The sequence below is a fragment of the Curtobacterium sp. NPDC087080 genome (genome assembly GCF_044745105.1).
In the GTDB taxonomy this organism is placed as follows: Bacteria; Actinomycetota; Actinomycetes; order Actinomycetales; family Microbacteriaceae; genus Curtobacterium.
Genome location: NZ_JBIUZP010000004.1, coordinates 348753 through 374704, shown reverse-complemented (window position 1 = coordinate 374704; position 25952 = coordinate 348753). Strand labels below are relative to the sequence as shown.

The 25952-nt window shown below is 71.7% G+C and carries 27 protein-coding genes; 10 read left to right on the top strand and 17 right to left on the bottom strand.

Going from position 1 to position 25952, the window contains the following annotated elements; all coding sequences use genetic code 11:
- Positions 1–12 precede the first annotated feature (12 nt).
- From ACIPEQ_RS13270 to ACIPEQ_RS13255, 4 genes are all read right to left on the bottom strand, one after another.
- Positions 13–528, bottom strand: coding sequence for a GntR family transcriptional regulator (locus tag ACIPEQ_RS13270; RefSeq protein WP_402715515.1), 516 nt, complete (start codon positions 526–528; stop codon positions 13–15).
- Positions 529–1212: 684 nt separating this feature from the next.
- A complete protein-coding gene (locus ACIPEQ_RS13265) occupies positions 1213–1533 on the bottom strand; it encodes a hypothetical protein (RefSeq protein WP_402715514.1) in 321 nt (106 codons plus the stop codon).
- A gap of 620 nt (positions 1534–2153) precedes the next feature.
- A complete protein-coding gene (locus tag ACIPEQ_RS13260; protein ID WP_354027641.1) occupies positions 2154–3185 on the bottom strand; it encodes an aldo/keto reductase in 1032 nt (343 codons plus the stop codon).
- Positions 3186–3260: 75 nt separating this feature from the next.
- The gene (locus ACIPEQ_RS13255; protein ID WP_126892670.1) at positions 3261–4046 is read right to left on the bottom strand and encodes an alpha/beta fold hydrolase; all 786 of its coding nucleotides are present in this window, start codon (positions 4044–4046) and stop codon (positions 3261–3263) included.
- Here ACIPEQ_RS13255 and ACIPEQ_RS13250 point away from each other — a divergent pair.
- On the top strand, positions 4045–4851 hold the full coding sequence (locus tag ACIPEQ_RS13250; protein ID WP_402715513.1) for an NAD(P)H-hydrate epimerase: 807 nt from the start codon (positions 4045–4047) through the stop codon (positions 4849–4851). The genes ACIPEQ_RS13255 and ACIPEQ_RS13250 overlap by 2 nt on opposite strands.
- Before the next feature lie 43 nt (positions 4852–4894).
- On the opposite strand, the gene ACIPEQ_RS13245 is transcribed toward ACIPEQ_RS13250, so the two are convergent.
- Both ACIPEQ_RS13245 and ACIPEQ_RS13240 read right to left on the bottom strand, forming a co-directional pair.
- On the bottom strand, positions 4895–5836 hold the full coding sequence (locus ACIPEQ_RS13245; RefSeq protein WP_402715512.1) for a 2-deoxy-5-keto-D-gluconate 6-phosphate aldolase domain-containing protein: 942 nt from the start codon (positions 5834–5836) through the stop codon (positions 4895–4897).
- Positions 5837–5870: 34 nt separating this feature from the next.
- The gene (locus tag ACIPEQ_RS13240; RefSeq protein WP_402715511.1) at positions 5871–7013 is read right to left on the bottom strand and encodes a glycerol dehydrogenase; all 1143 of its coding nucleotides are present in this window, start codon (positions 7011–7013) and stop codon (positions 5871–5873) included.
- A 102-nt stretch (positions 7014–7115) separates the two neighbouring features.
- On the opposite strand from ACIPEQ_RS13240, the gene ACIPEQ_RS13235 reads away from it, so the two are divergent.
- A complete protein-coding gene (locus ACIPEQ_RS13235; protein ID WP_402715510.1) occupies positions 7116–8009 on the top strand; it encodes a neutral zinc metallopeptidase in 894 nt (297 codons plus the stop codon).
- Between the two features lie 82 nt (positions 8010–8091).
- On the opposite strand, the gene ACIPEQ_RS13230 is transcribed toward ACIPEQ_RS13235, so the two are convergent.
- Positions 8092–9006 carry a DsbA family protein gene (locus tag ACIPEQ_RS13230; RefSeq protein WP_402715509.1) on the bottom strand — a complete coding sequence of 305 codons (915 nt, stop codon included), beginning with the start codon at positions 9004–9006 and terminating at the stop codon, positions 8092–8094.
- A 253-nt stretch (positions 9007–9259) separates the two neighbouring features.
- Here ACIPEQ_RS13230 and ACIPEQ_RS13225 point away from each other — a divergent pair, with 253 nt between their 5' ends.
- Together ACIPEQ_RS13225 and ACIPEQ_RS13220 are read left to right on the top strand one after the other, a co-directional pair.
- The gene (locus ACIPEQ_RS13225; protein ID WP_126891637.1) at positions 9260–10360 is read left to right on the top strand and encodes an ABC transporter ATP-binding protein; all 1101 of its coding nucleotides are present in this window, start codon (positions 9260–9262) and stop codon (positions 10358–10360) included.
- 87 nt (positions 10361–10447) lie between these two features.
- On the top strand, positions 10448–11758 hold the full coding sequence (locus ACIPEQ_RS13220; protein ID WP_209675424.1) for a DUF4032 domain-containing protein: 1311 nt from the start codon (positions 10448–10450) through the stop codon (positions 11756–11758).
- Between the two features lie 227 nt (positions 11759–11985).
- On the opposite strand, the gene rlmB is transcribed toward ACIPEQ_RS13220, so the two are convergent.
- From rlmB to ACIPEQ_RS13200, 4 genes are read right to left on the bottom strand one after another with little or no spacing between them, the layout of a single operon-like run.
- On the bottom strand, positions 11986–12996 hold the full coding sequence (rlmB, locus tag ACIPEQ_RS13215) for a 23S rRNA (guanosine(2251)-2'-O)-methyltransferase RlmB (RefSeq protein WP_126891639.1): 1011 nt from the start codon (positions 12994–12996) through the stop codon (positions 11986–11988).
- Positions 12997–13024: 28 nt separating this feature from the next.
- The gene (gene cysS / locus ACIPEQ_RS13210) at positions 13025–14434 is read right to left on the bottom strand and encodes a cysteine--tRNA ligase (RefSeq protein ID WP_402715508.1); all 1410 of its coding nucleotides are present in this window, start codon (positions 14432–14434) and stop codon (positions 13025–13027) included.
- Between the two features lie 58 nt (positions 14435–14492).
- A complete protein-coding gene (ispD, locus tag ACIPEQ_RS13205) occupies positions 14493–15692 on the bottom strand; it encodes a 2-C-methyl-D-erythritol 4-phosphate cytidylyltransferase (RefSeq protein WP_402715507.1) in 1200 nt (399 codons plus the stop codon).
- A gap of 51 nt (positions 15693–15743) precedes the next feature.
- Complete coding sequence (locus ACIPEQ_RS13200; RefSeq protein WP_017888066.1) at positions 15744–16226, bottom strand: CarD family transcriptional regulator; 483 nt, start codon at positions 16224–16226, stop codon at positions 15744–15746.
- Positions 16227–16383: 157 nt separating this feature from the next.
- Between ACIPEQ_RS13200 and ACIPEQ_RS13195 the strand changes: the two genes are divergently transcribed.
- The gene (locus tag ACIPEQ_RS13195; protein ID WP_402715506.1) at positions 16384–17037 is read left to right on the top strand and encodes a hypothetical protein; all 654 of its coding nucleotides are present in this window, start codon (positions 16384–16386) and stop codon (positions 17035–17037) included.
- Positions 17038–17163: 126 nt separating this feature from the next.
- On the opposite strand, the gene ACIPEQ_RS13190 is transcribed toward ACIPEQ_RS13195, so the two are convergent.
- Positions 17164–17844, bottom strand: a complete 681-nt coding sequence (locus ACIPEQ_RS13190; RefSeq protein ID WP_402715505.1) for a response regulator — start codon at positions 17842–17844, stop codon at positions 17164–17166.
- Entirely contained in the window at positions 17841–19007 is a 1167-nt protein-coding gene (locus ACIPEQ_RS13185) for a sensor histidine kinase (RefSeq protein ID WP_402715504.1), read from the bottom strand. Before ACIPEQ_RS13185 ends, ACIPEQ_RS13190 begins: the two co-directional genes overlap by 4 nt.
- A 158-nt stretch (positions 19008–19165) precedes the next feature.
- Here ACIPEQ_RS13185 and phoU point away from each other — a divergent pair, with 158 nt between their 5' ends.
- Together phoU and ACIPEQ_RS13175 are read left to right on the top strand one after the other, a co-directional pair.
- Entirely contained in the window at positions 19166–19837 is a 672-nt protein-coding gene (phoU, locus tag ACIPEQ_RS13180; RefSeq protein WP_126891645.1) for a phosphate signaling complex protein PhoU, read from the top strand.
- Positions 19838–19859: 22 nt separating this feature from the next.
- Positions 19860–20408 carry an AAA family ATPase gene (locus ACIPEQ_RS13175; protein WP_402715503.1) on the top strand — a complete coding sequence of 183 codons (549 nt, stop codon included), beginning with the start codon at positions 19860–19862 and terminating at the stop codon, positions 20406–20408.
- A gap of 98 nt (positions 20409–20506) precedes the next feature.
- Here ACIPEQ_RS13175 and ACIPEQ_RS13170 read toward each other — a convergent pair whose 3' ends face one another.
- Positions 20507–21253, bottom strand: coding sequence for a phosphoglyceromutase (locus ACIPEQ_RS13170; RefSeq protein ID WP_126891647.1), 747 nt, complete (start codon positions 21251–21253; stop codon positions 20507–20509).
- A gap of 57 nt (positions 21254–21310) precedes the next feature.
- On the opposite strand from ACIPEQ_RS13170, the gene ACIPEQ_RS13165 reads away from it, so the two are divergent.
- A complete protein-coding gene (locus ACIPEQ_RS13165) occupies positions 21311–22084 on the top strand; it encodes a class I SAM-dependent methyltransferase (protein ID WP_402715502.1) in 774 nt (257 codons plus the stop codon).
- Positions 22085–22090: 6 nt separating this feature from the next.
- Here the strand turns inward: ACIPEQ_RS13165 and ACIPEQ_RS13160 are convergent, their stop codons facing one another.
- The 3 genes from ACIPEQ_RS13160 to ACIPEQ_RS13150 form a co-directional block, all read right to left on the bottom strand.
- Entirely contained in the window at positions 22091–23158 is a 1068-nt protein-coding gene (locus ACIPEQ_RS13160) for a YgfZ/GcvT domain-containing protein (protein ID WP_402715501.1), read from the bottom strand.
- Positions 23158–23760 (bottom strand): FABP family protein, encoded by a 603-nt coding sequence (locus ACIPEQ_RS13155; protein ID WP_066656691.1) that lies wholly within the window; start codon positions 23758–23760, stop codon positions 23158–23160. The genes ACIPEQ_RS13160 and ACIPEQ_RS13155 overlap by 1 nt, the downstream gene beginning before the upstream one ends.
- Before the next feature lie 222 nt (positions 23761–23982).
- Positions 23983–24264 (bottom strand): hypothetical protein, encoded by a 282-nt coding sequence (locus ACIPEQ_RS13150; RefSeq protein ID WP_126891649.1) that lies wholly within the window; start codon positions 24262–24264, stop codon positions 23983–23985.
- A gap of 126 nt (positions 24265–24390) precedes the next feature.
- Here ACIPEQ_RS13150 and ACIPEQ_RS13145 point away from each other — a divergent pair, with 126 nt between their 5' ends.
- On the top strand, positions 24391–25074 hold the full coding sequence (locus tag ACIPEQ_RS13145; RefSeq protein WP_126891650.1) for a response regulator transcription factor: 684 nt from the start codon (positions 24391–24393) through the stop codon (positions 25072–25074).
- Complete coding sequence (gene mshD / locus ACIPEQ_RS13140; RefSeq protein ID WP_402715500.1) at positions 25074–25916, top strand: mycothiol synthase; 843 nt, start codon at positions 25074–25076, stop codon at positions 25914–25916. Before ACIPEQ_RS13145 ends, mshD begins: the two co-directional genes overlap by 1 nt.
- Positions 25917–25952 lie beyond the last annotated feature (36 nt).

Here is a 25952-nt window from a genome sequence, read left to right as displayed (position 1 = left end):
ACCCAGTGTGGGTCAGCTCTTGCCGTCAAGCGCGGTGAGCGCCTCGAGTCGCACCGCCACCGCCCCCCAGTCGATGTCGTCCTTCGCAGCGGGTGCATGGAACTTCACGCGTCCGCGGACTGCGTGCTCCGTCTCGGCCATCAGGCTGTTCCCGAGCGCTGCGGTCAGGTCCCCGAGGACGTCCTGCAGCTCGCGGTACGCGTCAACGTCTTTGTCCTGCAGTCGGTCGCGCAGGGCCTCGGCGCGCTTCTGCAGCGCGCGACGAGGCGCGGCGGGCAGTTGGTCGGCGCGCACGAGGGCGTGGCTGTAGAGCGCGTCGGCGAGGTCTGCCGCTTCGCGGAACGCGTCGGTGGATCGCGACGCCACCCGGGTGTACCTGTTCGCGGCCATTTCGACGAGGCCCTCGGACTCAAGTCGCGAGATGGCTTCTCGGACCGGGGTCCGAGATACGCCGAGCCAGGCGGTGAGCTGGTCGTCGTTCAACCGCTCTCCGGGCTCCAGGGTCCCGTCTTGGATGGCTTCGATCATCTTGACGTAGGCGACGTCTCGGAGCAGCGTGCGCGGGGCGGCAGTCGTAGCAGGCTTGGGAACTGGCATGCGAGAACCGTATTTCAGTAGACTGAATTCTGCAAGCGTTCCGCCTCAAGCCAAGTCGTCCCGTAGCGCGCACTGCCCGAACAAGTGTCACGTCCGATCGGCATGATGGACGCAGACGAGGGAGCACGATGCGCGAGATGACGACCTAAAAGAGTGAGCCAGGGGTTGCCCCGGTGAAGGTGGTGTCCCTACGCGCCGTCAAGCGGAGGGCGAAGCGGGGCATCCTCGAGGTTGAGCAAGCGATCTGGACCGACCTCTTCGAGAACCTCGCGGACCGGCGCTGACCGACGCCGGGGGTAGCCGAGTTCCGCTTCCCGGTCGTTCCACTCTGCGCGTACCGTTTCGCTCTGATACCGGTGCAAATGCCGGTGCCCCTCCTGGAGCTCACAGCGGTATCGCCACCACTGAGATGGGCAGGAGTTCTCGACAAACACGCTGGGACCATAGGGGGACCCTCCGACGTTCTTGTGTCGTCAGGCTCCTACCGCGACCGCTCTTGCGGTTGCTGGACACTTGAGGCGCTCGCAGGCAGCCCCTCCAGGAATTCGGCGAGAAAGGCCTCGACTTCGTCATGCGACATCTCGTGCGGCTCCATCGCTAGAACCGTAGCCGGGTCTACTTGCGCCGCTGCGCAGGCCCATCCGATCCGCGCGGACCTTCGAGCTTCCGCCGTGTCACGACGTCACGGGGCACCCACGCGCGCTGCAGCCGCCCCTGCCAAGAGATTTCGACGAACACGGCGACGTCGGTCCGGGCGACGGCAAACGCCTTCATCTCGGCGAGCACGCCGATCTGGTCGAAGCGGAGGCCGTGCACGGTGACGGGCTGCGGCGGGTCGACGGGCTCCGGGCTGCCGATCGCGTCGAGCGGCATCGAGTCGGCGGCGTAGATGGGGACGTCCTGGTGCTGAGGTGGCGCCCACCGGTGCTCGGTCATGGCGAGCATGATGCCGTCGGCCGCCGACAGCGCCAGCGCCACCGCCAGCGCTCAACCCTGCAGGGTTGCTTCCGCGGGAATCAACCCTGCTGGGTTGGCTCCTGCTCGGCGTTGCAGCGAGCGCAGACTCGGCGGTCGCGCGGGTCGAGGCCGGCGGGGACCCAAATGTGGAGGCAGTCGGTCATGCCGCCCCGTGCGCCCGACGTGCACCGGCTCACGCTTACTCACCGGTTTGCTCGGAATCCGGTACCGCGAACCCTTGCGGCAGTCGCCTCGCGTAGCCCTTTTAAATGGTATTTGATCTGCGATCTTGCTAAGTAGCAAATCACCCGTGATCGGTCACCCCGTGAACGGGGGTTGCGGGTTCGAGTCCCGCTGCCGGCCCCAGCAGGGCGGAGGGCCCGGACGGGTGTCGTCCGGGCCCTCCGGCACACGCGGAACGCGGATCAGGAGGCGTTCCGGGCGCTCGACGCGGTAACCAGCCGGTCGTTCCTCGATGGTGACACCATGCCCGGTGGCGTGTCCACGCTTCCGGCCCGAATCGCGCGAACCCGCACGGATCTGCAGGAAGCGGCCGCCTCGTCTGCGCTCTCGCTGAGTGCTCCAGCGTCCGCTGGTGTTCAGCGGCCGCCCGTGATCCGGCGCTCGCGCTGTGCGACGCCGGCGGTGCCGTACGGGTAGTCGTCGATCCGCGGAGCGCTCGCGTCGGTCAGGGCCTGCAGCTCGTCGTCGGTGAGCACGAGGTCCGCCGCGCCGAGGTTGTCCTCGAGCTGCGACACCGTCCGTACGCCGAGGATGACGCTCGTCACCGCGGGGCGTGCGAGCAGCCAGGCGAGGGCGACCTGCGACCGCGAGGCACCGTGCGCGTCGGCGACGTCGGACACCGCGTCGAGCACCTTCCACGTGCGCTCGTCGGCGTTCCGGGCCTCCCACGCCTCCATGCCGCGCTGCGGGTCCTCGCCGAGCCGTGTCGAGCCCGTCGGCGCCTCGTCGCGCTGGTACTTGCCCGAGAGCCAGCCGCCGGCCAAGGGCGACCAGGGCAGCAGGCCGATCCCGGCGTCCAGGCACGCCGGGACGACCTCGTGCTCGATGTCGCGCACGAGCAGGTTGTACTGGGGCTGCAGCGTCACCGGCGGTGCCCAGCCGTGGGCCTTCGCCTCGTACACGGCCTTGGTGACCTGGTAGCCGAGGTAGTTCGAGAAGCCGTAGGTGCCGATCTTCCCGGCGGACACCGCGTCGTCGAGGAAGCGCAGGGTCTCCTCGATCGGGGTCAGGGCGTCCCACGCGTGCATCTGGTACAGGTCGATGTGCTCCACGCCGAGCCGTTCGAGCGAGGCGTCGAGGGCGACGCGCAGGTGCCGGCGGGACAGGCCGAGGTCGTTCGGACCGTCGCCCTGGGGGAACCGGCCCTTCGTCGCGAGGACGACCTGCTGCGCCTCGGTCGGGTGGGCGGCGAGCCACCGGCCGATGATGCGCTCGGACTCGTTGCCGGAGTACACGTCCGCGGTGTCGACGAGCGTGCCGCCCGCTGCGACGAACGTGTCGAGGATCTGGTGGGAGGTGGGTTCGTCGGCCTCACTGCCGAACGTCATGGTGCCGAGGGTCAGCGTCGACACCGATGTCCCGCTGTTGCCGAGGAGTCTGTAGTCCATGGCGGGGACGCTACGCCCGGTCGCCTCCGCCAGCGGGGACCTGCCAGTACCCGTCAGGGCGTCAGCACTGCCCCCTCAGCGCCCGTCGGACAGGAAGGCGATCGCGCGCTCCCGGAAGTCGCGCGACGTCGGCGCGTTGAAGTGGTTCCGCCGCGGGATCTCGAAGAACGACGCGTCCGGCGCCGCCTCCGCCAACCGCACGGCGCTGTCCCGGATGCCGTCCTCGCTGCCCGCCGCCATCAGGATCGGCTGCGCGGGCGCGTTCTCCGGCGTCGGCTCGACGCTGTTCCGCATCCCCTCGACCATCGCGACGAGCGCCCGCAGGTCGTTCCCCTCGACGTTCGCCGCCATCTGCAGGTACCCGTTCGTCACCCGGTCCTCGACCGGCGTGCCGTCGGCGATGTACGCCTTCGCCTGGTCGACGGCCACGCGGCGCATCGGATCCGCGTCGGGGATCCCGCCGAGCACGGCCCGTGAGATGCGGTCCGGGATCCGCTCCGCCGTGTGCCAGCCGACGCGGGCCCCGAGCGAGTACCCGAGGAACGCGACGTCGTCGAGCAGGTAGGTGTCGACGACGGTCGTCACGTCGGCGACGAGCAGGTCCATCGAGTACGCGGCCGGATCGTGCGGCTTCGACGAGGCTCCGTGCCCACGCTGGTCGAGTGCGACGACGCGGTACCCGGCGCGGACGAGGTCGCGGGTCCACCCGGAGGCGTGCCAGTTGAGGACCGCGCCCGAGGCGAACCCGTGCACGGCGACGACCACGGGGGCGTCCGGGTCGCCGAAGTCGTACGTCGCGAGCTTCAGGCCGTCCGGGGACATCACGGCACGGGGACGGGGCGCTTCGGGGACGAGTGACATGGCGTCACCAGGCTACCGGGGCAGTGTGGTGCCCATGGACGGCTACGGCGGCGATCAGGTCCGGGCGGCGGAGCGGCCGCACCTCGAGGCGGGGGAACCCCTCATGCAGCGAGCGGCGGACGGGCTGGCCCGCATCGTCGGTGAGCTCCTCGACGATCCGGCGGTCCGTCCGCAGGACGGCCCGGGGTCGGTCCTGCTGCTCGTCGGCAGCGGCGACAACGGTGGCGACGCCCTGTTCGCGGGAGCGCGCCTGGCATCGGACGGGAGGCACGTGGCGGTGCTGCGCGTCGGCTCACGCGTCCACGAGGCGGGCCTGGCAGCGGCGCTGGACGCCGGGGCGAGCCTCCTGGACGGCCCGTCAGAAACGGGCACCGGCCCCGGCACGGGCGGCGCTGCCGACATCCTGCGGGCGGCCGTGACCCCCGACGCCGACCGCCTGGCGGCGGTCGCCGGCGAGGCCGCCGCCGAGGCGGACCTCGTGCTCGACGGGATCCTCGGCATCGGGGCGGGCGGCGGGACCCCCTTGCGCTCTCCCGCCCGTCAGGTCGTCGACGCGATCCGCGAGCTCGCCCGCGACCAGCGCGCCCCGTTCGTCGTCGCCGTCGACGTGCCGAGCGGCATCGACGTCGACACCGGTGCGGTGGCCGACGACCACGTGCTGCACGCCGACGTCACCGTGACGTTCGGCGGGGTGAAGGCGGGCCTGCTGACCGGCCCCGGTGCGACGCTCGCGGGCCGGATCGAGCTCGTGGACGTCGGCATCGGTGCGGACCTGGCGGCGCTGGAACCGCTGATCCGCACCTGACACCGGTCGGCGCCGGCAGGTGCCGGCGGCCCGCGGGACGCGCTCAGGCGGCGCCGGCGTCCACCCCGTCGACGACGTCGGGGCGTGCCTCGAGCCACGTGTCCACGAAGTGCCGGTAGTTCGCGGCGATGACCTGCTCGGCGGCCTCGCGGTCCAGTCCCCGCTGCACGACGTCGTCGAGGGCGTCCTCCCAGTTGCTCCGCCCGATGGCGAAGCCGACGAAGCCGTCGACGGGCGCGGCTGTCCGCAGCCAGTGGTCGAGCTGGTCCTCCGGGGCGTCGCGGCCCAGCACGATGCACTGCACGTGGTCACGACCGCCGGCACGGACGGCGGCGACGACGCGCTCTGCGTCCTCGGTGCGGTCGAGGCCCTCGAGCTTCCACACGTCCGGCTCGACGCCGTGCTCCTGCAGGTACCCGATCGTCTCGACGACGAGCCCCGGTCGGACGTCGCGGTCGTAGTCGTCGGCGGACGCCTGCTGCTCGTCGGTGCCGGGGACGAGGAGCTCCACCAGGAACGCGCGGTCGGCGTCGTGCAGGGCCTGCGAGACCTCGGCGAGCCGCTCGGCCTGGGCCTGCCGGTCCGCGGCGTCGAACGCGGGGTTGTCGCGCACCAGGACCTTCACGAAGTCCGGGTCGAACGAGTCCACGTGCGCGAGCCAGTCGTCGCCGTACTCGAGCTCGAACCAGTCACGGCCCGAGCGCTCGATCGGCATCGCGAGCTGCAGGCCGGCCTCGCGCACGAGCCGGGCGACGTCGGCGCCGTAGCGCTCGTCGACGAGCACGCCGGTGCGGGCGCGGGACGCCCCCGCGGCGAGCGCGGTGAGCACGCCGCGGTACACGAGCTGCTTGCCCGCGCGGACACGCTGGGCGTCGGCGTCGTCAGCGGGCTCGCCGGACTCGTCGCCGTACGTGTGCTCCAGGAGCGAGGACCGCTGGTCCATCGCGAGGAGGAAGAGGGGGTGCTGTTCGTCGAGGTCGGCCATGCCGCCATGCTGCTCGCACCCCCTCCGTCCGCGCTCAGTGGGCGCGGTACAGTTCCGGCTCCGGGAGCCCGTGGGCGGCGCGGATGCTGCGGGAGATCCCCTCGATCGCGACGAGCGCGTCGACGACGGCCTCGGCGGTCACGGGGAACGGCATGTTGTGGATCGTCTCGCTCTCCACGGTGGCGGCCTCGGCGACGGCCTGCAGCACGTCCCGGTCGTCGACGGTCAGACCGATCTCGGTCAGCGTGTTCGGCAGCCCGACCTTCGTGGTGAAGACGACGAAGTCCTCGATCTCGTCGGCGGGCGCCCCCTCGAGCACGAGCTGCGCGATCGTGCCGACGTTGACCTTCTGCCCGTGTGCGAGTCCGTGCGCCTGGGGTGCCGCGGTCAGGCCGTTGTGGATGGCGTGCGCCGCGGCCAGGCCACCGGACTCGAAGCCGAGCCCGGAGAGCAGGGTGTTCGCCTCGACGACCTTCTCGAGCGCGGGCGTGACGACCTTGGCCTTCACGGACTCGATGGCCTGGAGCGCGTTGTCGTGCAGGAGCTCCCACGACAGCCTCGCGAGCGCGACGCCGGTCTCGGTCTGCAGCCCGCCCGCCATGGTGTCGGCGTTCGCGCGCTTCGCCGCCCGGGCCTCGACCCAGGTGGCGAGTGCGTCGCCGATCCCCGCGACGAGGAACTGCACGGGGGCGTTCGCGACGAGCTTCGTGTCGATGAGCACGAGGTCGGGGTTGTGCGGGAAGAAGCGGTACTCGATGAACTCGCCCTCCTCCGAGTACACGACCGCCAGCGCGGAGGTCGGGGCGTCGGTGCTCGCCGCGGTCGGGACGCTCGCCCAGCGGATCCCGGCGAGGTGCCCCGAGGCCTTCGCGGCGTCGATCGCCGAGCCGCCGCCGAGGCCGACCACCACGTCGGAGTCCGTCTCGCGGATCCTCGCGGTGAGGTCGTCGATCGCCTGCGGGGTGGCGAAGCGACCGAACCCCACCCGCTCGACCGGCAGCCCGGCGGCGTCGAAGCTCGCGCGCACGGCGTCCTCGACGATGCCCCACACCACGTCGTCGGCGACGAGTAGCGGACGCTTCCCGATCGGTGCGACGAACTCCCCGACGCGGGTGATGGCGTCCTTGCCCTGCACGTAGCGGGCGGGGCTCATGACGGTGCTGATCGGAGTGACCATGGTGCTGTTTCCTTCCGGGTCGAGCGTGCTGTTGTACGACAGGTGTCGGGGTCACCGACGTACCGGACGCTACGCGGGTCGGCTGCGGGTACGGTCGGCGGCATGACGTTCAACGAGGACTCGCAGCTCAGCGGCGGGAAGGTGAAGCGCCGCGGGCGGACGGCGGCGATCGGCGGCGGCGGTGTCGGCGTCGCGGCGATCGTGGTCTTCCTCATCGCGCAGTTCACCGGGGTCGACCTGAGCGGCATCGTCGGTGACGGGAGCGGCACCACGCAGATCCAGCAGCAGGACGAGACGGTGCAGCCGGCCGAGGAGTGCCGCACCGGCCGTGACGCGAACCAGCGGGTGGAGTGCCGGATGGAGGGCGCCGCGGAGTCGCTCGACGCGTACTGGTCCGACGAGGCCGACACCCTCGGCATCGCGTACACGACGCCGGGCTTCTGGCTCTTCGACGGGTCGACGGACACCGGGTGCGGCCAGGCCTCGGCGTCGACCGGCCCGTTCTACTGCCCGCCGGACCGCGCGATCTTCCTCGACACCGCGTTCTACGACGACCTGCAGTCCCGGTACGGCTCGTCCGGCGGTCCACTGGCACAGATGTACGTCGTCGCACACGAGTGGGGGCACCACGTGCAGCAGCTCCAGGGCACCTTCGCCGACACGGACCGCTCCGGTACGGGAGCGTCCTCGGGCAGCGTCCGCGTCGAGCTGCAGGCGGACTGCTACGCGGGCTCCTGGGTCGGATCGGCTGCGACCACCCGCGACGCGAACGGCGAGACGTTCTTCGAACCGGTCACGCAGGCGCAGATCGCCGACGCACTGTCCGCGGCGGGCGCCGTCGGCGACGACAGCATCCAGGAGCGTGCGACGGGTCGGGTCGACCCCGACTCCTTCACACACGGGTCCAGCGCGCAGCGCCAGACGTGGTTCACGCGGGGCTACGAGCGCGGGGCGACCGCCTGCGACACCTTCAGCGTGCCCGGCGCGCAGCTGTAGACCCGGCCGTGACGGACGGGAGGCTCCCCACCGGTCCGGTGGGGAGCCTCCCGTCCGTCGGTCGGTCGACCGTCTCGCGACGTCAGCCGGCGGACGCACTCGCGGAGGGGGTCGGCGTGGCCGTCGGCGACGGCGTCGCGTCCGACGCACCCGCCGCCGACACCACGAAGGTGCGGAAGTCGTCGTTGGTGATCGGCGCGGTCAGCTCGTACTGCTTGCCGTTCACGAGCACCAGGGGCGGCCCGGGGAACTCGCTGAGCGACGACCCGGGGATGTCCCCGCCCGTCACGTCGGCCGTGCGCTCGTCGACCCACTTGGCGAAGGTCTGGTCCTGGATGCAGTCGCGGATCGCCGCCGTGTCCCGCACCCCGTCGACGCCGGTCACGAGCCGCTCGAGCTGCGCGTCGGTGAGGCCGGAGGTGCCCTGGTCGGGCTGCCGCGCGAAGAGCGCCTGGTTCACGGCGTAGAACTGGCCGGGCGACCGGTCCGCGACGCAGGCAGCGGCGTTCGCGGCGCGCAGCGAGTACTTCGTGCCCTGCGACCGGTTCGTCAGCACGGCGACCGGGTGGATGTCGACCGTCGCGGCGCCGGAGTCGACCAGGCTCGCGATGTAGTCGCCGTTCGCCTTCTCGAACTGCGCGCAGGTGTCGCAGAGGTAGTCGACGTACATCGTGATCCGCACCGGGTCGGAGGCCCCGGTCGCGCTCGGCGACGGGGTCGAGGCGGAGTCGACCGGCTGGAGGTCCTGCCCGATGGTGATGCCACCCTGCGACATCGTGGACGGACCGGGACCCGCCGGTTGCACCGAGTCGACGAGCACCAGCGTGACGACCGCCACCGCGGCGAGGAGCACGGCGCCGAGGCCGATCTGCAGCCCGAGGCGGGTCCCGCGCTGCCGGCGCTTCTGCTGGGCCCGCGCTCGCTGGGCCCGCTGGCGTGCGGCCTCTCGTCGTTCGTTGCGCGCGGCGCGTGCGTCACCCTCGGGGCGGTTGGTCATGCGTCGATGGTCCTCACGTTGATCCTGACGTCCGCACGGCCTCGCCTTCCCCCGTACGCCGGACGGACCCGCCGATCGTAGTGGTCCTTCCTGGGACCAGCCAACCAGGTCGGACCGTGCACTGGCGCTGGCGGGGGAAGTCGTGTTGTATGAGCAACGATGGTCGACGACGACCATCCGGGGCCCCCAGGGCAACCGCTTCACTACGGATCGTCCGGCACGTACCTGCCGGTGAAGGAAGGATCGAACGCTCATGGCGTCCGTCACCTACGACAAGGCAACCCGTCTCTACCCCGGAGGCACCCGCCCCGCGGTCGACTCCCTCGACCTGGACGTCGCCGACGGCGAGTTCCTCGTCCTCGTCGGCCCCTCCGGCTGCGGCAAGTCCACCTCCCTGCGCATGCTCGCCGGCCTCGAAGAGGTCAACTCCGGCGCGATCCGCATCGGCGAGCGCGACGTCACCGACGTCCCGCCGAAGGACCGCGACATCGCGATGGTGTTCCAGAACTACGCGCTGTACCCGCACATGACCGTCGCCGAGAACATGGGCTTCGCGCTCAAGATCGCCGGTGTCGGCAAGGAGGAGCGCGCCACCCGCGTGCAGGAGGCCGCGAAGCTCCTCGACCTCGAGCAGTACCTCGGCCGCAAGCCGAAGGCGCTCTCGGGTGGTCAGCGTCAGCGCGTCGCGATGGGCCGTGCGATCGTCCGTCAGCCGCAGGTGTTCCTCATGGACGAGCCGCTGTCGAACCTCGACGCCAAGCTCCGCGTGCAGACCCGCACCCAGATCGCGTCGCTGCAGCGTCGTCTCGGCGTCACGACGGTCTACGTCACGCACGACCAGACCGAAGCCCTGACCATGGGTGACCGCATCGCGGTGCTCAAGGACGGCATCCTGCAGCAGGTCGGCTCGCCGCGTGACCTGTACGAGAAGCCGAACAACGTGTTCGTCGCCGGCTTCATCGGTTCGCCGGCCATGAACCTGCTGCCCGCCGACGTCATCGAGGGCGGCATCCGCTTCGGCACGCTGAACCACCCGCTCGACCGCGACACCCTGTCGAACGCCCGTTCCGGCAACATCACCGTCGGCATCCGCCCCGAGGACGTCATCGTGTCGACCTCGGGCGAGGGCCTGCCGGTGACGGTCGACGTGGTCGAGGAGCTCGGCGCCGACGGCTACCTCTACGGTCACGCCGACGTGAACGGCCAGCGCACCGACATCGTCGCCCGCGTCGACGGTCGCTCGCACCCGTCGATCGGCGACACCATCGTGATCACGCCGAAGCAGGGCCACGTGCACGCCTTCGACACCGAGTCGGGCGAGCGCCTGGACGACAAGGCAGTCGTCAGCGCGTAACGCTGGGACAGCCGGACGGGAGGCGCGGTGCCAGCTGGCACCGCGCCTCCCGTCCGTGAGAGACCACCGCACCAACAGGAGCCACCCGTGCCCGACTCCATGTCCATCACCGCCGCCACCGTCGACCCCGGCCTGCTCGACCTGCCGTGGGACCGACCGCTCGAGGACTGGCCCGACGACGTCATCGTCGCCCTGCCGAAGGGCATCTCGCGGCACCTCGTGCGCTTCGTGCACCTCAGCGGGTACGTCGCGGCCGTCAAGGAGACGGGCGAGGAGGTCGCGCGGTCCGAGTACGAGATGCTCCGGACGCTGCAGCGCATGGACGTGCCGTGCGTCGACCCCGTCGCGGTGATCACGAACCGTGTCGACGAGCACGGTGAGCCGCTGCACCCGGTGCTCGTCACCCGGCACCTGCGGTTCTCGCTGCCGTACCGGGCGCTGTACTCGCAGACCCTGCGGCCGGAGACCGCGACGCGTCTCGTCGACGCCCTCGCCCTGCTGCTCGTCCGGCTGCACGTCATCGGCTTCTACTGGGGCGACGTCTCGCTGTCGAACACCCTGTTCCGCCGCGACGCCGGAGCCTTCGCCGCGTACCTGGTCGACGCCGAGACCGGCAAGCTCTACCCGGGCGGGCTGTCGAACGGGCAGCGCGAGAACGACCTCGAGGTGGCCCGCGTGAACATCGCCGGCGAGCTCCTCGACCTCGAGGCCGGCGGGCGCCTCGACGAGAACGCCGACGCCGTCGACGTGTCGAACCGCATCGTCGCCCAGTACCGGATCCTGTGGAAGGAACTGACCGGCACCGAGCAGTTCGACATCAAGGAACGGTGGCGCATCAACGACCGGGTCGAGCGGCTCAACGCGCTCGGCTTCGACATCGAGGAGCTCTCGATCCACACGACCGAGGGCGGCTCGCAGGTGCGCATCCAGCCGAAGGTCGTGGACGCCGGACACCACCAGCGCCGACTGCTGCGCCTGACGGGTCTCGACGCCGGCGAGAACCAGGCACGGCGGCTGCTCAACGACCTCGACGCGTACCGGGCGCGGAACGGGCGTGACCAGCTCGACGAGGAGATGGTCGCGCACGAGTGGGTGTCGCGGGTCTTCGAGCCCGTCGTCCGCTCGATCCCGCGCGACCTGCGTGGTCGGCTGGAGCCGGCCGAGGTCTTCCACGAGCTGCTCGAGCACCGCTGGTACATGTCCCAGGAAGAGGAACGGTCGGTCTCGCTGCCCGAGGCCACGACCGCGTACATCAACGACGTGCTCCGGCACCGTCGCGACGAGCGGCTGCTCATCAACCCGCCGACGTCGTCCATGACGCTGCCGATCCCGGTGGTCGACGACGACGACGCGCTGGCCGACGAGGACGACGTCGAGGACTGGCGCGCCACGGTCTGACGGTCCCGTGCCCGGTCCCGGCGCGCTCGCGCGAGCGGGCGAGATCTGTCGCGCTCAGTGACGTCGGGCGACGATTCCCGCCCGACGGACGTCCGTCCCGCGGCGTGTCCTGCCCGCTCGCGGGACACTCACCGGACGGACTGGAGGCCCGGTGCCGGTCTCGTGGACCGGCACCGGGCCTCCAGGTGGTCGGGTGGGTACGCGCTGCGCCACCGCGCAGCGCGCGCCTACTCGGCGCGACGGCGCCGGGCAACCTCCCACAGGGTGACGCTCGCGGCGATGCCCGCGTTGAGCGACTCGGTGGCGCTCGAGATCGGGATCGAGACGATCGCGTCGCAGGTCTCGGTGACCAGGCGCGACAGCCCCTTGCCCTCGGACCCGACGACGATCACGATCGGCCGGTCGGCGAGCTCGAGGGCGTCGAGCTGCACGTCGCCGTCGCCGTCGAGGCCGAGCACGAACAGCCCCATCGACTTCAGCGACTTGAGGGTCTGCGTCAGGTTCGGCGCCATCGCGACGGGCGTCCGGGCAGCGGCACCGGCCGACGTCTTCCACGCCGACGCGGTCACGCCGACCGAGCGGCGCTGCGGCACGATGACGCCGTGGCCGCCGAAGGCCGCGGTCGAGCGGATGATCGCACCGAGGTTGCGCGGGTCGGTGATGCCGTCGAGGGCCACCATGAGCGGGACCTGGTCGCGGGAGAACGCACGCTCGGCGATCTCCTCGGCGACGGCGTACTCGTAGGCCGGGACCTTGAGCGCGACGCCCTGGTGCACGCTGTCGTGACCGGTGATGCGGTCGAGCTCCGGCCGCATGATCTCCATGATCGGCACACCGCGGTGGTTCGCCAGCGCCAGGATCTCCTTGACGCGGTCGTCCACCTCGATGCGGGCGGCGATGTAGAGGGTCGTCGACGGGGTCTTCGTGCGGAGCGCCTCGAGCACGGAGTTGCGCCCGGTCACGAGCTCGGAGTCGTCGCTCTTGCGCTGCGGCGGACGGCCGGTGCGCTGCTGCGGCGAGCTCGAGGCACCGTGGCGACCGCGGGCCGCGTCGAAGCGCTCCTTGGCCGCCTTGCGCTTGCCGGCGGGGTGGTAGGGCCGGTCCTCGGCCTTCGGCGTCGGCTTCCGACCCTCGAGCGCCTGCGCGCCCTGGCCGCCGGAGCCGACCTGCTTGTTGCCCTTGCGGCCGGAGCGGACGGCGCCGGGCCGGCCCTTCTTGCTCCCCGAGACGTTCTTCATTGCTCTCTCCTGTCCGGCACGGCCGTTGTCAGGCGATGCTCCAGCGTGTTCCTGCTGCGGTGTCCTCGATGGTGATCCCCGCGGCTGCGAGGTCGTCCCGCACCCGGTCCGCCGTGGCGAAGTCGCGTGCAGCACGGGCGTCGGCGCGCTCCTGCACGAGGCGGTCGACGAGCGCGGCGAGCGGTGCGGCCGAGACGTCCTGCGCACCGCCGGACCAGTGGGCCGCGCGCGGGTCGATGCCGAGGACCTCGACCATCGCAGCCACCTGATGGTACGCGGTCGCGAGCGCTTCCGCATCGTCGGCGTCGAGGGCGGCGTTCCCGGCGCGGACGGTCTCGTGCAGGACGGCCAGTGCCTGCGGGACCGCGAGGTCGTCGTCCATCGCGGCCGCGAAGGCGTCGGGCACGGCCGGGGCGTCGCGGGGGACGACCCCCTCGAGCCGGGGTTCCGCGCGGGTCAGGAAGCCCTCGATCCGGTCGTACGCCGCCTCGGCCTCGGCCAGGGAGCCCTCGTGGTGGTCGATGGACGACCGGTAGTGCGCGGCGCCGAGGAAGTACCGGACCACGGCGGGACGGGCGGACCCGAGGAACTCCGCGGCGAAGATCGAGTTCCCGAGGGACTTCGACATCTTCTGCCCCTCGACGGTGACGAGCCCGTTGTGCAGCCAGTGACTCGCGAAGGCGTCGCCCGCGGCGGTCGACTGCGCGAGCTCGTTCTCGTGGTGCGGGAAGCGCAGGTCGAGACCACCGCCGTGGATGTCGAACGCCGGCCCCAGGTAGCGCCGCGACATCGCGGAGCACTCGATGTGCCAGCCCGGGCGGCCCGGACCCCACGGGGAGTCCCAGGTCGCCGTCGTCGGCTCCCCCGGCTTGGCGCCCTTCCAGAGCGCGAAGTCCCGCGGGTCGCGCTTGCCGCGGGGGTCGGCGTCGGCCGCCTCGACCATGTCCTCGCGGCGCTGACGCGTCAGGGCGCCGTACGACTCCCAGCTGCCCGTGTCGAAGTACACGTCACCCGTGCCGTCGGCCGCGGCGTAGGCGTGCCCGCGCTCGATCAACCGCTCGATGATCTCGTGCATCTGCGGCACGCTCGCGGTCGCCCGGGGCTCGTACGTCGGCGGCAGGATGCCGAGGGCGTCGTAGGCCGCGGTGAACTCCCGCTCGACGCGGTACGCCCGGGCGAACCACGGCTCGTCGGTGCCCGCGGCGAGGTCGAGGACCTTGTCGTCGATGTCGGTGACGTTCCGCACGAGGGTCACCCGGTACCCGCGGTACGTCAGCCAGCGGCGCCACACGTCGTAGACCAGCGCGGACCGCAGGTGCCCGATGTGCGGGGACGACTGCACGGTCGGGCCGCAGACGTACATGCTCACCTGTCCGTCGACCAGCGGGACGAGGTCGACGACGGCTGCGGCGCGGGAGTCGTACAGGCGAACGGTCACGCCCCAAGCCTAGGACGTCGGGCGACACGGGTGCCGGAGCCGGGCGGCAGCGCTCCGCTCAGGCGGGACGGACGACGGCGGTCGCGATCGCCGCGAGCCCCTCGCCGCGCCCGGTCAGGCCGAGGCCGTCCGTCGTCGTGCCGGACACCGCCACCGGTGCACCGACGACCGCGGCCAGGGCGGACTGCATCTCGTCCCGTCGGGCACCGATGCGGGGGCGGTTGCCGATCACCTGGACCGTGACCGACGTCGGCACCAGTCCGGCCGCCAGTAGGAGCTCGACGGCCCCGCGCACGAAGACGTCGCCGGACGCGCCGGCGTACCGCGGGTCGGACGTGCCGAAGCGGCCGCCGATGTCCCCGAGTCCGCCCGCCGACAGCAGGGCGTCGCAGACCGCGTGCGCCACCGCGTCACCGTCGCTGTGCCCGGAGAGCCCCGGTTCGCCGGGGAAGTCGAGCAGCCCGACGCGGCACGGCGACACCGCGTCGAACGCGTGCACGTCGACGCCGAGGCCGACCCGGACGACGGGCACCGCGGCGGCGGCCCCCGTCGCCGCGGCCCTGGTCGCCGCGGCCCCGGTGCGGGCGGCCACGAGCGCCTCGGCCCGTGCCAGGTCCCACCGCGTCGTGATCTTGAAGGCGTCCGCGTCGCCCGTCACCGTCCGCACCGTGCCGCCCGCAGCTCGGTACACCCCGGCGTCGTCGGTCTCGGACTGCACGGCGACCGCGTAGGCGTCCCGGAGCCGGGCGAGCGGGAAGACCTGGGGTGTCTGCACCCCGACGAGCGCCGACCGGTCGACCGTCTCGACCACGACGTCCCCGTCGACCCGCTTGACGGTGTCCGTGACGGGCAGGGCCGGGACGACGCCGTCGCCGGTCTCGCGGGCCCGGGCGAACACGGCGTCGAACTGTGCCGCCGGTGTCAGGCAGCGTGCGGCGTCGTGCACCCCGACCCACTCGATGCCGTCCGGCAGGGCGTCGAGGCCCGCCTGCACCGAGGCGTGCCGGTCGGCTCCGCCCGCGACGACGGCGGTCAGGTCGACCGCGGGTCCGGCGACGGCGGCGACCAGGGCGCGGCACTCGTCGAGCCGGGCCTCCGGCGCGACGACCACGACGACGGTCGGCTCCGCGAGGGTGAACACGGTGCGGACGGCACGCGTGAGCATCGGCTCCCCCGCGACGGGGACGAACGCCTTGGCGTCGCCGATGCCGAGCCGGGTACCGGACCCCGCCGCGACGACGACGACCGCCCTGCTCACCCGGTCGGGGAGCAGGGCGGTCGTCGTGGTGGCGTCCAGCTGCGGTTCGCGCTAGGAGGCGAGGACCTCGTCGAGGACGGTCGATGCCTTGTCCTCGTCGGTCTTCTCGGCCAGGGCGAGCTCGGAGATCAGGATCTGCCGGGCCTTGGCCAGCATCCGCTTCTCGCCCGCGGAGAGCCCGCGGTCCTGGTCACGGCGCCAGAGGTCGCGGACGACCTCGGACACCTTGATGACGTCACCCGACGCCAGCTTCTCCAGGTTCGCCTTGTACCGGCGCGACCAGTTGGTGGGCTCTTCCGTGAAGGGTGCCCGCAGGACCTCGAAGACCTTGTCGAGGCCTTCCTTGCCGATGACGTCGCGGACGCCGACCAGGTCGACGTTGTCCGCCGGCACCTCGATCGTCAGGTCACCCTGCGTGACGCGCAGCTTCAGGTAGACCTTCTCCTCGCCCTTGATGACGCGCGTCTTGACTTCAGAGATGGTTGCCGCCCCGTGGTGGGGGTAGACGACGGTCTCGCCGACCTCGAATTGCATGTATCAGGCTCCGTTCCCAGGACCCCCAGTTTACCACAAGGGCGTTTCGGGTAAGGGGCCTGGGCGGCCCGCACCCCCGACGATCGGTAGGATGGGCGCGGACCGTCTGGTCCACATCGTGATCTTCCGGAGGAATCTCTTGCGAGCTCGGGTACTCGTGTCCGTCGCCGTTGCGGCATCCATCGCGCTCGGCGCCACCGGCTGCGAGTTCATGTCGCCCGCGCACACCAAGGAGATCAAGCAGATCACCGACGGCGTGAACGTCAGCACCGGCTCGATCGACATCCGGAACGCGCTGTTCATCAGCGACCAGGAGGACGACGCCCGCTTCATCGGCACGATCGTCAACACCGGGTCGAAGGAGGTCACGCTCTCGATCGAGGTCGGTGGCGACACGCAGACCATCGTCGTCCCGGGCAACAGCCGTGCCGACCTCGGCGCGAACACCCCGAACGCGTCCCGTACCTCCGAGGCCGGCTCCGAGGAGGGCAACGCCGGTCAGGGCTCGCAGGTCGCCGACTCCAAGGCCGTCCTGTTCGACGCCTCCGACGTCGTCCCCGGCTCGCTCGTCAAGACGTACTTCTCGTACTCCGGTGCCGAGGGCGTCTCGGCCAGCGTCCCCGTGCTGACCAGCGCGCTCGAGGAGTACCAGACGCTCGCCCCCTCCACCTCGCCGTCGGCCACCCCGTCGATGCGCTCCACCTCGCCGTCGGAGAGCGGCTCGGAGCCGACCGGTGACGCCACCGCCCCGGGGACGCAGTCGGGCGACTCGCAGACCGACTCGTCCGAGGGCGAGAGCGGCACCAACTGAGCATCGCGCGCCCGACCGGCGCGACGCACACGACGCAACACACCGGAGGCTCGGTGCCGGTTCTCGGAACCGGCACCGGGCCTCCAGTGCGTCGCGTGCCAGCGCCACCGGCGACGGCTGACGGGGTCAGCCCTCGATCCGGTACCCCAGGCCGCGCACCGTCACCAGGACCTCCGGAGTGCTCGGGACACGCTCGATCTTCGAGCGGATGCGCTTGATGTGCACGTCGAGCGTCTTCGTGTCGCCGAAGTAGTCCGACCCCCACACCCGGTCGATGAGCTGTCCGCGGGTGAGCACCCGACCGGCGTTGCGGAGCAGCAGCTCGAGCAGCTCGAACTCCTTCAGCGGCATCGGCGTCTCCGACCCGTCCACCGAGACGGTGTGCCGCTCGACGTCCATCCGGATCCCACCGACCTGCAGGATGCCGCTGTCGCCCGGGTCGTCCTCCGTGCGCCGGCGCAGGACCGCCCGCAGCCGGGCCAGGAGCTCCCGGGTCGAGTACGGCTTCGTCACGTAGTCGTCCGCGCCGAGCTCGAGCCCGACGACGATGTCCACCTCGGAGTCCTTCGCGGTGAGCATGATGATCGGCACGTTCGAGCGCGTCCGGACCTGCCGGCAGACCTCGGTGCCGCTCAGCCCGGGCAGCATGAGGTCGAGCAGGATCAGGTCGGGGTTCTCGGCGTCGAACTTCGACAGCGCGGTCACGCCGTCCGCGGCGACGGAGGTCTCGTACCCCTCGCGCTGCAGGAGGAACTCCAGGGGCTCGCTCAGGGCCGGCTCGTCGTCGACGATGAGGATCTTGGTCACGATGGCTGCTCTTCCAGTTGCTCTTCGAGTGCGGTGGTGAGGTCGGGATCCGCCTCGGGCAGGCGGATGGTGAAGGTCGAGCCCTTGCCGGGCTGCGACCAGACGCGGACGTCGCCGCCGTGGTTGCCGACGACGTGCTTGACGATGGCGAGCCCGAGGCCGGTGCCCCCGGTCGCCCGCGACCGGGCGGGGTCGACGCGGTAGAAGCGCTCGAACACGCGGTCGAGGTCGGCCTCGGGGATGCCGACGCCCTGGTCGGTCACCGCGATCTCGACGAAGCCCTTGGTGGAGCGGACGCCGATGCCGACACGGGTGTGGTCCGGGGAGTACTTGACGGCGTTCGCGATGAGGTTCGACACCGCGACCTGCAGCAGCCCCGGGTCGCCCATGACCCGCAGCTTCGACCGCTTCGCCCGGACGATCTCGATCTCCCGGGCGCGGGCGACGACCTCGTTCGCGTCGACCGCGGCCTGCACGATCTTGTCGACGGAGGTCTCCTCGCTGCTCTCGAGCGTGTCGACCGACTGCAGCCGCGACAGTTCGATGATGTCCTTCGTCAGCGCCCCGAGCCGCTCGGACTCGGTGATGAGCTGCCCGGCGAACTTCTTCACGTGCTCCGGGTCGTCGGCGGCGACGACCAGGGTCTCGGCGAGGAGCCCGATCGCCCCGATGGGTGTCTTCAGCTCGTGCGAGATGTTCGCCACGAAGTCGCGCCGGACCTCGTCGATGCGGCGACTCTCGGTCAGGTCGTCCGCGGTGACGAGCACGTACCGGTTGCCCAGCTGCGCAGCCCGGAAGCTCAGGTAGCCGACGAGTTCCCCGCTGCGCCCGCGGGGCAGCTCGAGGTCCTCGGACGCCATCTCCCCGCTCCTGCGCACCCGGTCCACCAGGTCGGCGAGCTCGGCGTGCACGAGCTTCCGCCGCACGACGAGCCCGACGGTCAGTGCCTGCGGCGAGGCGGCGACCACCGTGTTCGACGGGTCGACGACCACGGCCGGGTTGTGCATCGTGGCGATGACCGCGGCGACGCCGTCGGGCAGCGTCCGTTCCGCGACGTCGGCTGCCCGGGCCGTGCGCTCCGCCGTGATGACCAGCACCACGACCCCTGCGCCGAAGACCCCGCCGAGGAGCATCGACAGTGGCACGAGCCACGCGTTGTCCATGCCGCCAGTGTAGGGATCGTCACGCGGGGTTCGGACGCCGTTCACCCCCCTCCGGCGCAGTTCCGCCCCCGGATCGGGAGGTGTTCAGCCGTAGGTCACCGTTCGTTCACCTGGGCTGACGACACTCGTCCGGTACGCATCAGAGAGGCACATCCCCCATGCGCGAAGTCTTCCAGCAGGAGCTCCAGGACGTCCAGGAGCGTCTGACCGAGATCGCCGGACTCGTCGAGTCCGCCATCACCCGTGCGACCCAGGCGTTCAGCGACTCCGACGTCGCCCTCGCCGAGGAGGTGATCGCCGACGACGCCAAGATCGACCACGCCGCGAACAGCCTCGACGAGATCGCGATCGACATCCTCGCCCGGCAGGCGCCGGTCGCCCGTGACCTCCGCGTCGTCGTGACCGCGCTGCGCGTCAGCTCGTCGCTCGAGCGCATGGGCGACATGGCCGAGCACATCGCGCAGCTCGCCCGGCAGCGCTTCCCCGAGAAGGTCGTGCCGAAGGGCCTCCGCGGCACCTTCAAGCAGATGGGCGCGCACGACGTGCAGATGGCGCAGAAGCTCACGCGTCTGCTCGCCACCGAGGACATCGCCCTGGCGGCGGAGATCCGCGACGAGGACGACGCAGTCGACGAGCTGCACGCGAGCGTGTTCGACTTCGTGCTCGGCGAGACCTGGAAGGGCAACCCGATCGACACGGTCGACGCGACGCTGGCCTCGCGATACCACGAGCGCTTCGCGGACCACGCGGTGTCGATCGCCAAGAAGGTCGAGTACCTGGCGACGGGCGACTGGACCGGCGCCGCGTCGGTGACGACCTCCCCCGCCTGACGGGTTCTGCCAGGATCGTGGCATGGCTCAGGTCGCGATCGTCGTCAACGGGATGCCCGGTTCGGGCAAGAGCACGGTGGGTGCCGCCCTGGCCGAGGTGCTCGGCTGCCCCTTCCTGTCGAAGGACCGCATCAAGGAACCCCTGGCCGACGTGGTCGGTCCGATGATCGGCTCGCGCGACCTCGGCGGGATCGCGATGGACACGATGTGGTCGATGGCGCGGGCCGTCGAGAACGGGGTCGTCCTCGACGCCGTCTGGCTGCCGTCCCGTGACCGCGACCGTCTGGAGGCCGGACTCGCCTCCGCCGGGTCGCCGCGTGCCGTCGAGGTGTTCTGCCAGGTCGACCGGGTCACCGCCGCGGACCGGCTGCGCGACCGGTACGAGCCCGGCACGATGCCCGTGCGGCACGAGGTGCACGGGGACCTGGCGGAGGTCCTGGCGTTCTGGGACGAGCACGGCGACGAGGCAGCGCCGATCGGGCTGCCCGGGGTACCGGTCGTGCGGGTCGACACCGGGCGGCCGTACGACGTCGGGGCCCTCGTGCAGGAGATCGCCGACCACTTCGTCTGAGCTGCCCCCGGTCTTCGAGCACCCGACCGGAACGCGAAAGCGACAGTCTGCCGCGAGGGTTCGGCGGCGGACTGTCGCTTTCGCGGTGCAGTCTGGTGCTACTTCTTGGCGCCCTGGGCGGCGACCGCGGCGGCACCGGCAGCGGCGGCCTCGGGGTCGAGGTAGTACGAGGGCTTCGTCGGCCGGAAGTCGTCGTCGAGCTCGTACACGAGCGGGATGCCCGTCGGGATGTTGAGGCCCGCGATGTCGTCGTCGGAGATGCCGTCGAGGTGCTTCACGAGGGCGCGGAGCGAGTTGCCGTGCGCGGTGACCAGGACGGTCTTGCCCTCGCCGAGGTCCTTCGTGATGTCCGACTCCCAGTACGGCAGCAGTCGGTCGATCACGAGCTTGAGCGACTCGGTGCGGGGCAGCTGGTCGCCGAGGTCGGCGTAGCGGCGGTCCCCGGCCTGCGACCACTCGGCGTCGTCGGCGATGGGGGGCGGCGGGACGTCGAACGAGCGACGCCACTCCATGAACTGCTGCTCGCCGTACTGCTCGAGCGTCTGGGCCTTGTCCTTGCCCTGCAGGTCGCCGTAGTGGCGCTCGTTGAGGCGCCAGTCGCGCTTCACCGGCAGCCAGGCGAGGTCGGCCTCGAGCAGGGCGATGTCCGCGGTCTGGATCGCACGGGTCAGGAGCGACGTGTACAGGACGTCCGGCACGATGCCCGAGTCGGCGATGAGCTCGCCGGCGCGCTTCGCCTCCTTCTCGCCCAGCTCGCTGAGCCGGACGTCGACCCAACCGGTGAACAGGTTCTTCTGGTTCCAGTCACTGTTGCCGTGACGGAGCAGGACGAGCGTGGAGGTCATGCGTCCGAGTCTACCGAGCGCCGCACCGCCGTTCCGGGTGCCCGTACCCTGGTCACCATGCCCATCGGGAACGTCACGCGCGGGACCACCGGGTACAACCGGCTCCGTCGTGTCGACCGGTGGATCGCCGCGCTCCCGGTCCTGCGGCGGACGGACGACCCGCTCGTCGCCGACGTCGGGTACGGCGCCCGGCCGACGACGACCCTCGAGCTCCGGGACCGGCTGGCCCGGGTCCGCCCCGACGTCGAGGTCACCGGCATCGAGATCGAGCCGTCACGGGTGGCGCTGGCGAACGCCGGCACCCGCGACGGGGTGACGTTCCGGCTCGGCGGCTTCGAGACGCCGACCCCCGACGGCCGCCCGCCCGCCGTGATCCGGGCGTTCAACGTGCTCCGACAGTACGACGAGTCCGCCGTCGTGGACTCGTGGCGGATCATGCAGGACCGCCTCCAGCCCGGCGGAGCGCTCGTCGAGGGCACCTGCAACGAGGTCGGCCGGGTGGCGTCCTGGGTGACGCTCGACGACCGAGCACCGCACACCTTCACGGTGTCCCTGCGGGTCGCCGACCTCGAGCTGCCGAGCATCGTCGCCGAGCGGCTGCCCAAGGCGTTGATCCACCGGAACGTCCCCGAGGAACGGGTGCACGCGTTCCTGCTCGACCTCGACCGCTCGTGGGCGGTCGCCGCACCCCTCGGCACGTACGGCCCCCGCCAGCGGTGGATCGCGACGGTGCACGGCATGCGCGACCGGGGCTGGCCGGTGCTGCACGGGGTGAGCCGGTGGCGCCTGGGCGAGCTCAGCGTGCCCTGGTCGGCCGTCGCCCCCGCCTGAGCGCGACTACGAGCGGCGGACGGCTCCGAGCCGGGGCAGGCGCGGCACGTTCGCCGTCGCTCCGGCCTCCGGCGGGACGATCGTCTCCTGCGCGGCGGTGACCACGACGTCGTCGACGGTCAGGGTCAGGACCGCAGCGGGGTCGAGGGACCGCTTCACGACCGCGAGCCCGACCGGCCCGAGCTCGTGGTGGAGCGCCGAGGCGGTGAGCCGTCCGACGTCCTTGCCGTCGAGCTCGACCGCGGTGCCCGGCGCGGGGAGCACGCCGTCCGACCCGTCCAGGTGCAGCATCACGACCCGGCGCGGCGGGTGCCCGAGGTTGTGCACCTTCGCGACGGTCTCCTGCCCGCGGTAGCAGCCCTTCGACAGGTGCACGGCGGAGCGGAGCCAGTCGAGCTCGTGCGGGATCGTCCGCTCGTCGACGTCGCCGAGCACGGGGCGCCACGCGGCGATGCGCAGCGCCTCGAACGCGAGGAGCCCCGCGACCGGCGCGTCCGACGCCGCCAGGGCGACCGCGGTGTCCGGGGTGACCACGTCGATGCGGAGGGTCCAGTCGGAGCCGGGGTGGGCCTCCAGGGCGGCGTACCCCCACCCGCCGGGCGTCACCGACGACCACGGGTCGACCCACTCGACGACCACGTCGTCCGGCGCTGCCGACCGGTCGAACCGGCCGAGGGTGACGAGGTCGGACGACCGGTCGGCGACCTCGACGCGGAGCATGAAGCGCATCGAGTCGAGCCAGGCCGCGAGCGGAGCCGCGTCGGCGGCCTCGGTGAGGAGCCACGTGACCTCGCCGTCGTCGACCACCCGGGCGGCGTGCTCGACGCGGCCGGACTGGTCGAGGACGAGCGTCTCGGTGCCGACGCCGGGCTCGAGCCCGGTGAGCAGCTGCGACGTGATCGAGTTCAGCCAGGACAGGCGGTCGGGTCCGCTGACCGTCACGACGCCGAGCCCGAGCTCGACGACCGCACGGCCGGAGGCGAGTGCCCGCTGCTCGCCGACGGGATTGCCGAAGTGGGCGGCGGGACCGACCTCGGTCGCGACGAACCCGTCGCGACCCGCGAAGACCGACATCAGTCGACCTTCGCGAGCTGCCCCGAGGCGTGCGAGGTGAGCTGCTGCCCCAGCGCGGCGATGTCCCACGCCCAGAAGAGCTTGCCCTCGACCAGGCCGTACAGGCGGGTCGCGGCGGAGTAGTCCTTCGCGTTCGGCGAGCGCATCACGGCGTCGGTGGCCAGGTCGATCCGACCCTTCCGGACGCGACCGACGTACAGCTCGTTGACGCCCGTCGGGTGGATGATCGCGGCTTCGACGTCGAAACCGTCGGTCGTGTTGCGGAGCGCCTCGACGCTCTCCACCGTGCTGAACGGCGCGGGACCGTCGCCCATCAGCATCGCGGGGCCGCGGTCGCCCGGCTCGTTCGGACGGTCGATGCGCCAGTAGCCCATCTCGGCGGCGAGGGGCGTGTGGTCGTCGTCGAGCAGCCACGTCGTCGAGGAGTAGTTGAGGTACGGCAGGCCGTCGTGGCTGAAGCTCACGCGCTGGCCGAACTCGTACTTGCGGGGCTCGTCCTCGTCGCCCACGGGGTACTCGACCACGCCCGTGCCCTCCCAGACACCGACGAGCCAGGACAGCGGGACGAGCTCGGGCGCCAGGCCCTCCGGCAGTTCGATCAACGCTGACCCTTGAACAGCTTCACGACGACGACGACCGAGATGAACGCGATCGCGAGCGACGCCAGGCCGAGGAGGCCCACGTAGAACAGCTCGAGCGCAAGCAGCGAATCCATGCGGCGAGTCTACGCGGGACGCCTGACGACGCCAGGGCCGGACACCGCGGGTCGCGCGGGCGCTGGATCGCGCTGTCGCGGACCGCGCTGTCGCGGACCGCGCGGTCGCTCAGCGCGCCAGCAGCACCACGGCCGTGACGAGCACGACCACGAAGGCCCCGGAGGACGCGATGCTGATCCGTTCGACCAGTCCGTCCTTCGTCGCGGTGATGAGCTGCAGCACGAAGCTCACGAGCACGCAGAGCACGAAGACGAGCAGGAGCCAGGCGAACGAGTCCTTCTGCGTCAGGGCCAGCACGAGCACGGCACCGACGACCGCGAGCACCCACACCGGCAGCACGGAGGTCAGGCGCAGGCGGCGCTGGTCGAGGGGCGGGACGGGCTCGGTCACGCGCTCCATCATGACAGGGCCTCGTCGAGGTGGTGCCCGCGCCGACCGACCGACCGGCCGGTCGGCGGGCCGCCGCCGCGGCATCACTAGGATGGCTCCACGACGTCCCCTCGTTCTGGAGGTCCTGTGGCCCAGCTCCTGGTACTCACCTCAGCCGCGCCCGGCGACGTCCTGCCGAGTCTCGGTCTCCTGAGCCACCGGATCCGCCACGTCCCCGCCGAGGCCGCCCAGCTGGTCAACGCCCCGCAGAGCGACCTGATGTTCGTCGACGCCCGTCTCGACCTCGTCAGCGCCAAGGCCCTGTGCAAGATCCTCGCGACGAGCGGGTCGACGACGCCGATCATCCTCGTCGTGACCGAGGGCGGGCTCACCGCGGTGAACAGCGAGTGGAACGTCGACGACGTCGTGCTCGAGAGCGCCGGCCCCGCCGAGGTCGATGCCCGCGTCCGGCTCACCACGGGCCGCGCCGCGAAGAACCCGTCGGGGTCGAAGATCCAGGCCTCCGGCGTCGTCATCGACGAGGCGAGCTACTCGGCGAAGGTCCGGGGACGGCCGCTCGACCTCACCTTCAAGGAGTTCGAGCTCCTGCGCTTCTTCGCCTCGCACCCGTCGCGCGTGTTCACCCGCGAGCAGCTCCTCAGCGAGGTGTGGGGCTACGACTACTTCGGCGGCACCCGCACGGTCGACGTGCACGTGCGACGCCTCCGCGCCAAGCTCGGCGACCTCGAGTCGCTGATCGGGACGGTCCGCAACGTCGGCTACCGCTTCAACGTGCACGACGACGAGGCCGAGCGTCTGGCGGGCCAGTAGTGCTCGCCGTCGTCGAGATGCTCGCCGCCGCCTCGGTCGCGGCGGGCGAGGCCCCGCCCTTCTCCGACCAGACCCTGGTCGACGTCCGTGCCGGCCGTGCGACCGTGGTCGGGGACGAACGCGGGGTCGCCGTGGTCCGTGACGGCGAGCTGGAACTCGTCGTCGCCCGGGAGGCCCGTGGCCGGGGCGTCGGATCGGCCCTCGTCGCGCAGGTGACCACCGAGGGCGCCGGGGGCGCGGCGGCAGCTCCGGGTGCTCCGCACCTCGCGTGGGCGCACGGGGACCACCCCGCCGCCCGGGCCCTCGCCGACCGGCACGGCTGGGCGCCGGTGCGCACCCTGCTGCAGCTCCGGGCTCCGGTGGCGGACGCCCCGCCCGCGGTCGACCTGCCGGACGGCCACCGGCTCGACGCCTTCCGCGCCGGCGACCCCGCGGACGAGGACGCCTGGCTGACCCTGAACGCCGCGGCCTTCGCGCACCACCCCGAACAGGGCCGCATGACCCTCGAGGACCTCCGTGCCCGCGAGGCCGAGCCGTGGTTCTCCGGCGACGACCTGCTGCTCCTGCGAGACGCCTCCGGTGCGCTCGCGGGCTCGTGCTGGCTCAAGGTCGAGGACGGCACCGGCGAGTTCTACGCGGTCGCGGTCCGGCCGGACCTGCAGGGGCAGGGGCTCGGCGGCGTCCTGATGCGCGCGGGCTCGGCACGCCTGACCGGTCGCGGGCTGACCGCCGCAGCGCTCTACGTCGAGGGCGACAACGAGCCGGCGCTCGCGCTGTACCGTCGCTCGGGCTTCACGCAGCACGCGATCGACGTGCAGTACGAGCGCGACCCCGGCCGGTAACATGACGCGAGGTCGACGAGGGGTCGGCCGGGGGCA

Excerpts from the sequence above, each read along its gene's own strand:
- ACIPEQ_RS13270 (WP_402715515.1), bottom strand. The coding sequence starts at position 528 with ATGATCGAAGCCATCCAAGACGGGACCCTGGAGCCCGGAGAGCGGTTG.
- ACIPEQ_RS13265 (WP_402715514.1), bottom strand. The coding sequence starts at position 1,533 with ATGACCGAGCACCGGTGGGCGCCACCTCAGCACCAGGACGTCCCCATC.
- ACIPEQ_RS13260 (WP_354027641.1), bottom strand. The coding sequence starts at position 3,185 with ATGGACTACAGACTCCTCGGCAACAGCGGGACATCGGTGTCGACGCTG.
- ACIPEQ_RS13250 (WP_402715513.1), top strand. The coding sequence starts at position 4,045 with ATGGCGTCACCAGGCTACCGGGGCAGTGTGGTGCCCATGGACGGCTAC.
- ACIPEQ_RS13255 (WP_126892670.1), bottom strand. The coding sequence starts at position 4,046 with ATGTCACTCGTCCCCGAAGCGCCCCGTCCCCGTGCCGTGATGTCCCCG.
- ACIPEQ_RS13245 (WP_402715512.1), bottom strand. The coding sequence starts at position 5,836 with ATGGCCGACCTCGACGAACAGCACCCCCTCTTCCTCCTCGCGATGGAC.
- ACIPEQ_RS13240 (WP_402715511.1), bottom strand. The coding sequence starts at position 7,013 with ATGGTCACTCCGATCAGCACCGTCATGAGCCCCGCCCGCTACGTGCAG.
- ACIPEQ_RS13235 (WP_402715510.1), top strand. The coding sequence starts at position 7,116 with ATGACGTTCAACGAGGACTCGCAGCTCAGCGGCGGGAAGGTGAAGCGC.
- ACIPEQ_RS13230 (WP_402715509.1), bottom strand. The coding sequence starts at position 9,006 with ATGACCAACCGCCCCGAGGGTGACGCACGCGCCGCGCGCAACGAACGA.
- ACIPEQ_RS13225 (WP_126891637.1), top strand. The coding sequence starts at position 9,260 with ATGGCGTCCGTCACCTACGACAAGGCAACCCGTCTCTACCCCGGAGGC.
- rlmB (WP_126891639.1), bottom strand. The coding sequence starts at position 12,996 with ATGAAGAACGTCTCGGGGAGCAAGAAGGGCCGGCCCGGCGCCGTCCGC.
- ACIPEQ_RS13200 (WP_017888066.1), bottom strand. The coding sequence starts at position 16,226 with ATGCAATTCGAGGTCGGCGAGACCGTCGTCTACCCCCACCACGGGGCG.
- ACIPEQ_RS13185 (WP_402715504.1), bottom strand. The coding sequence starts at position 19,007 with ATGGACAACGCGTGGCTCGTGCCACTGTCGATGCTCCTCGGCGGGGTC.
- phoU (WP_126891645.1), top strand. The coding sequence starts at position 19,166 with ATGCGCGAAGTCTTCCAGCAGGAGCTCCAGGACGTCCAGGAGCGTCTG.
- ACIPEQ_RS13175 (WP_402715503.1), top strand. The coding sequence starts at position 19,860 with ATGGCTCAGGTCGCGATCGTCGTCAACGGGATGCCCGGTTCGGGCAAG.
- ACIPEQ_RS13170 (WP_126891647.1), bottom strand. The coding sequence starts at position 21,253 with ATGACCTCCACGCTCGTCCTGCTCCGTCACGGCAACAGTGACTGGAAC.
- ACIPEQ_RS13165 (WP_402715502.1), top strand. The coding sequence starts at position 21,311 with ATGCCCATCGGGAACGTCACGCGCGGGACCACCGGGTACAACCGGCTC.
- ACIPEQ_RS13160 (WP_402715501.1), bottom strand. The coding sequence starts at position 23,158 with ATGTCGGTCTTCGCGGGTCGCGACGGGTTCGTCGCGACCGAGGTCGGT.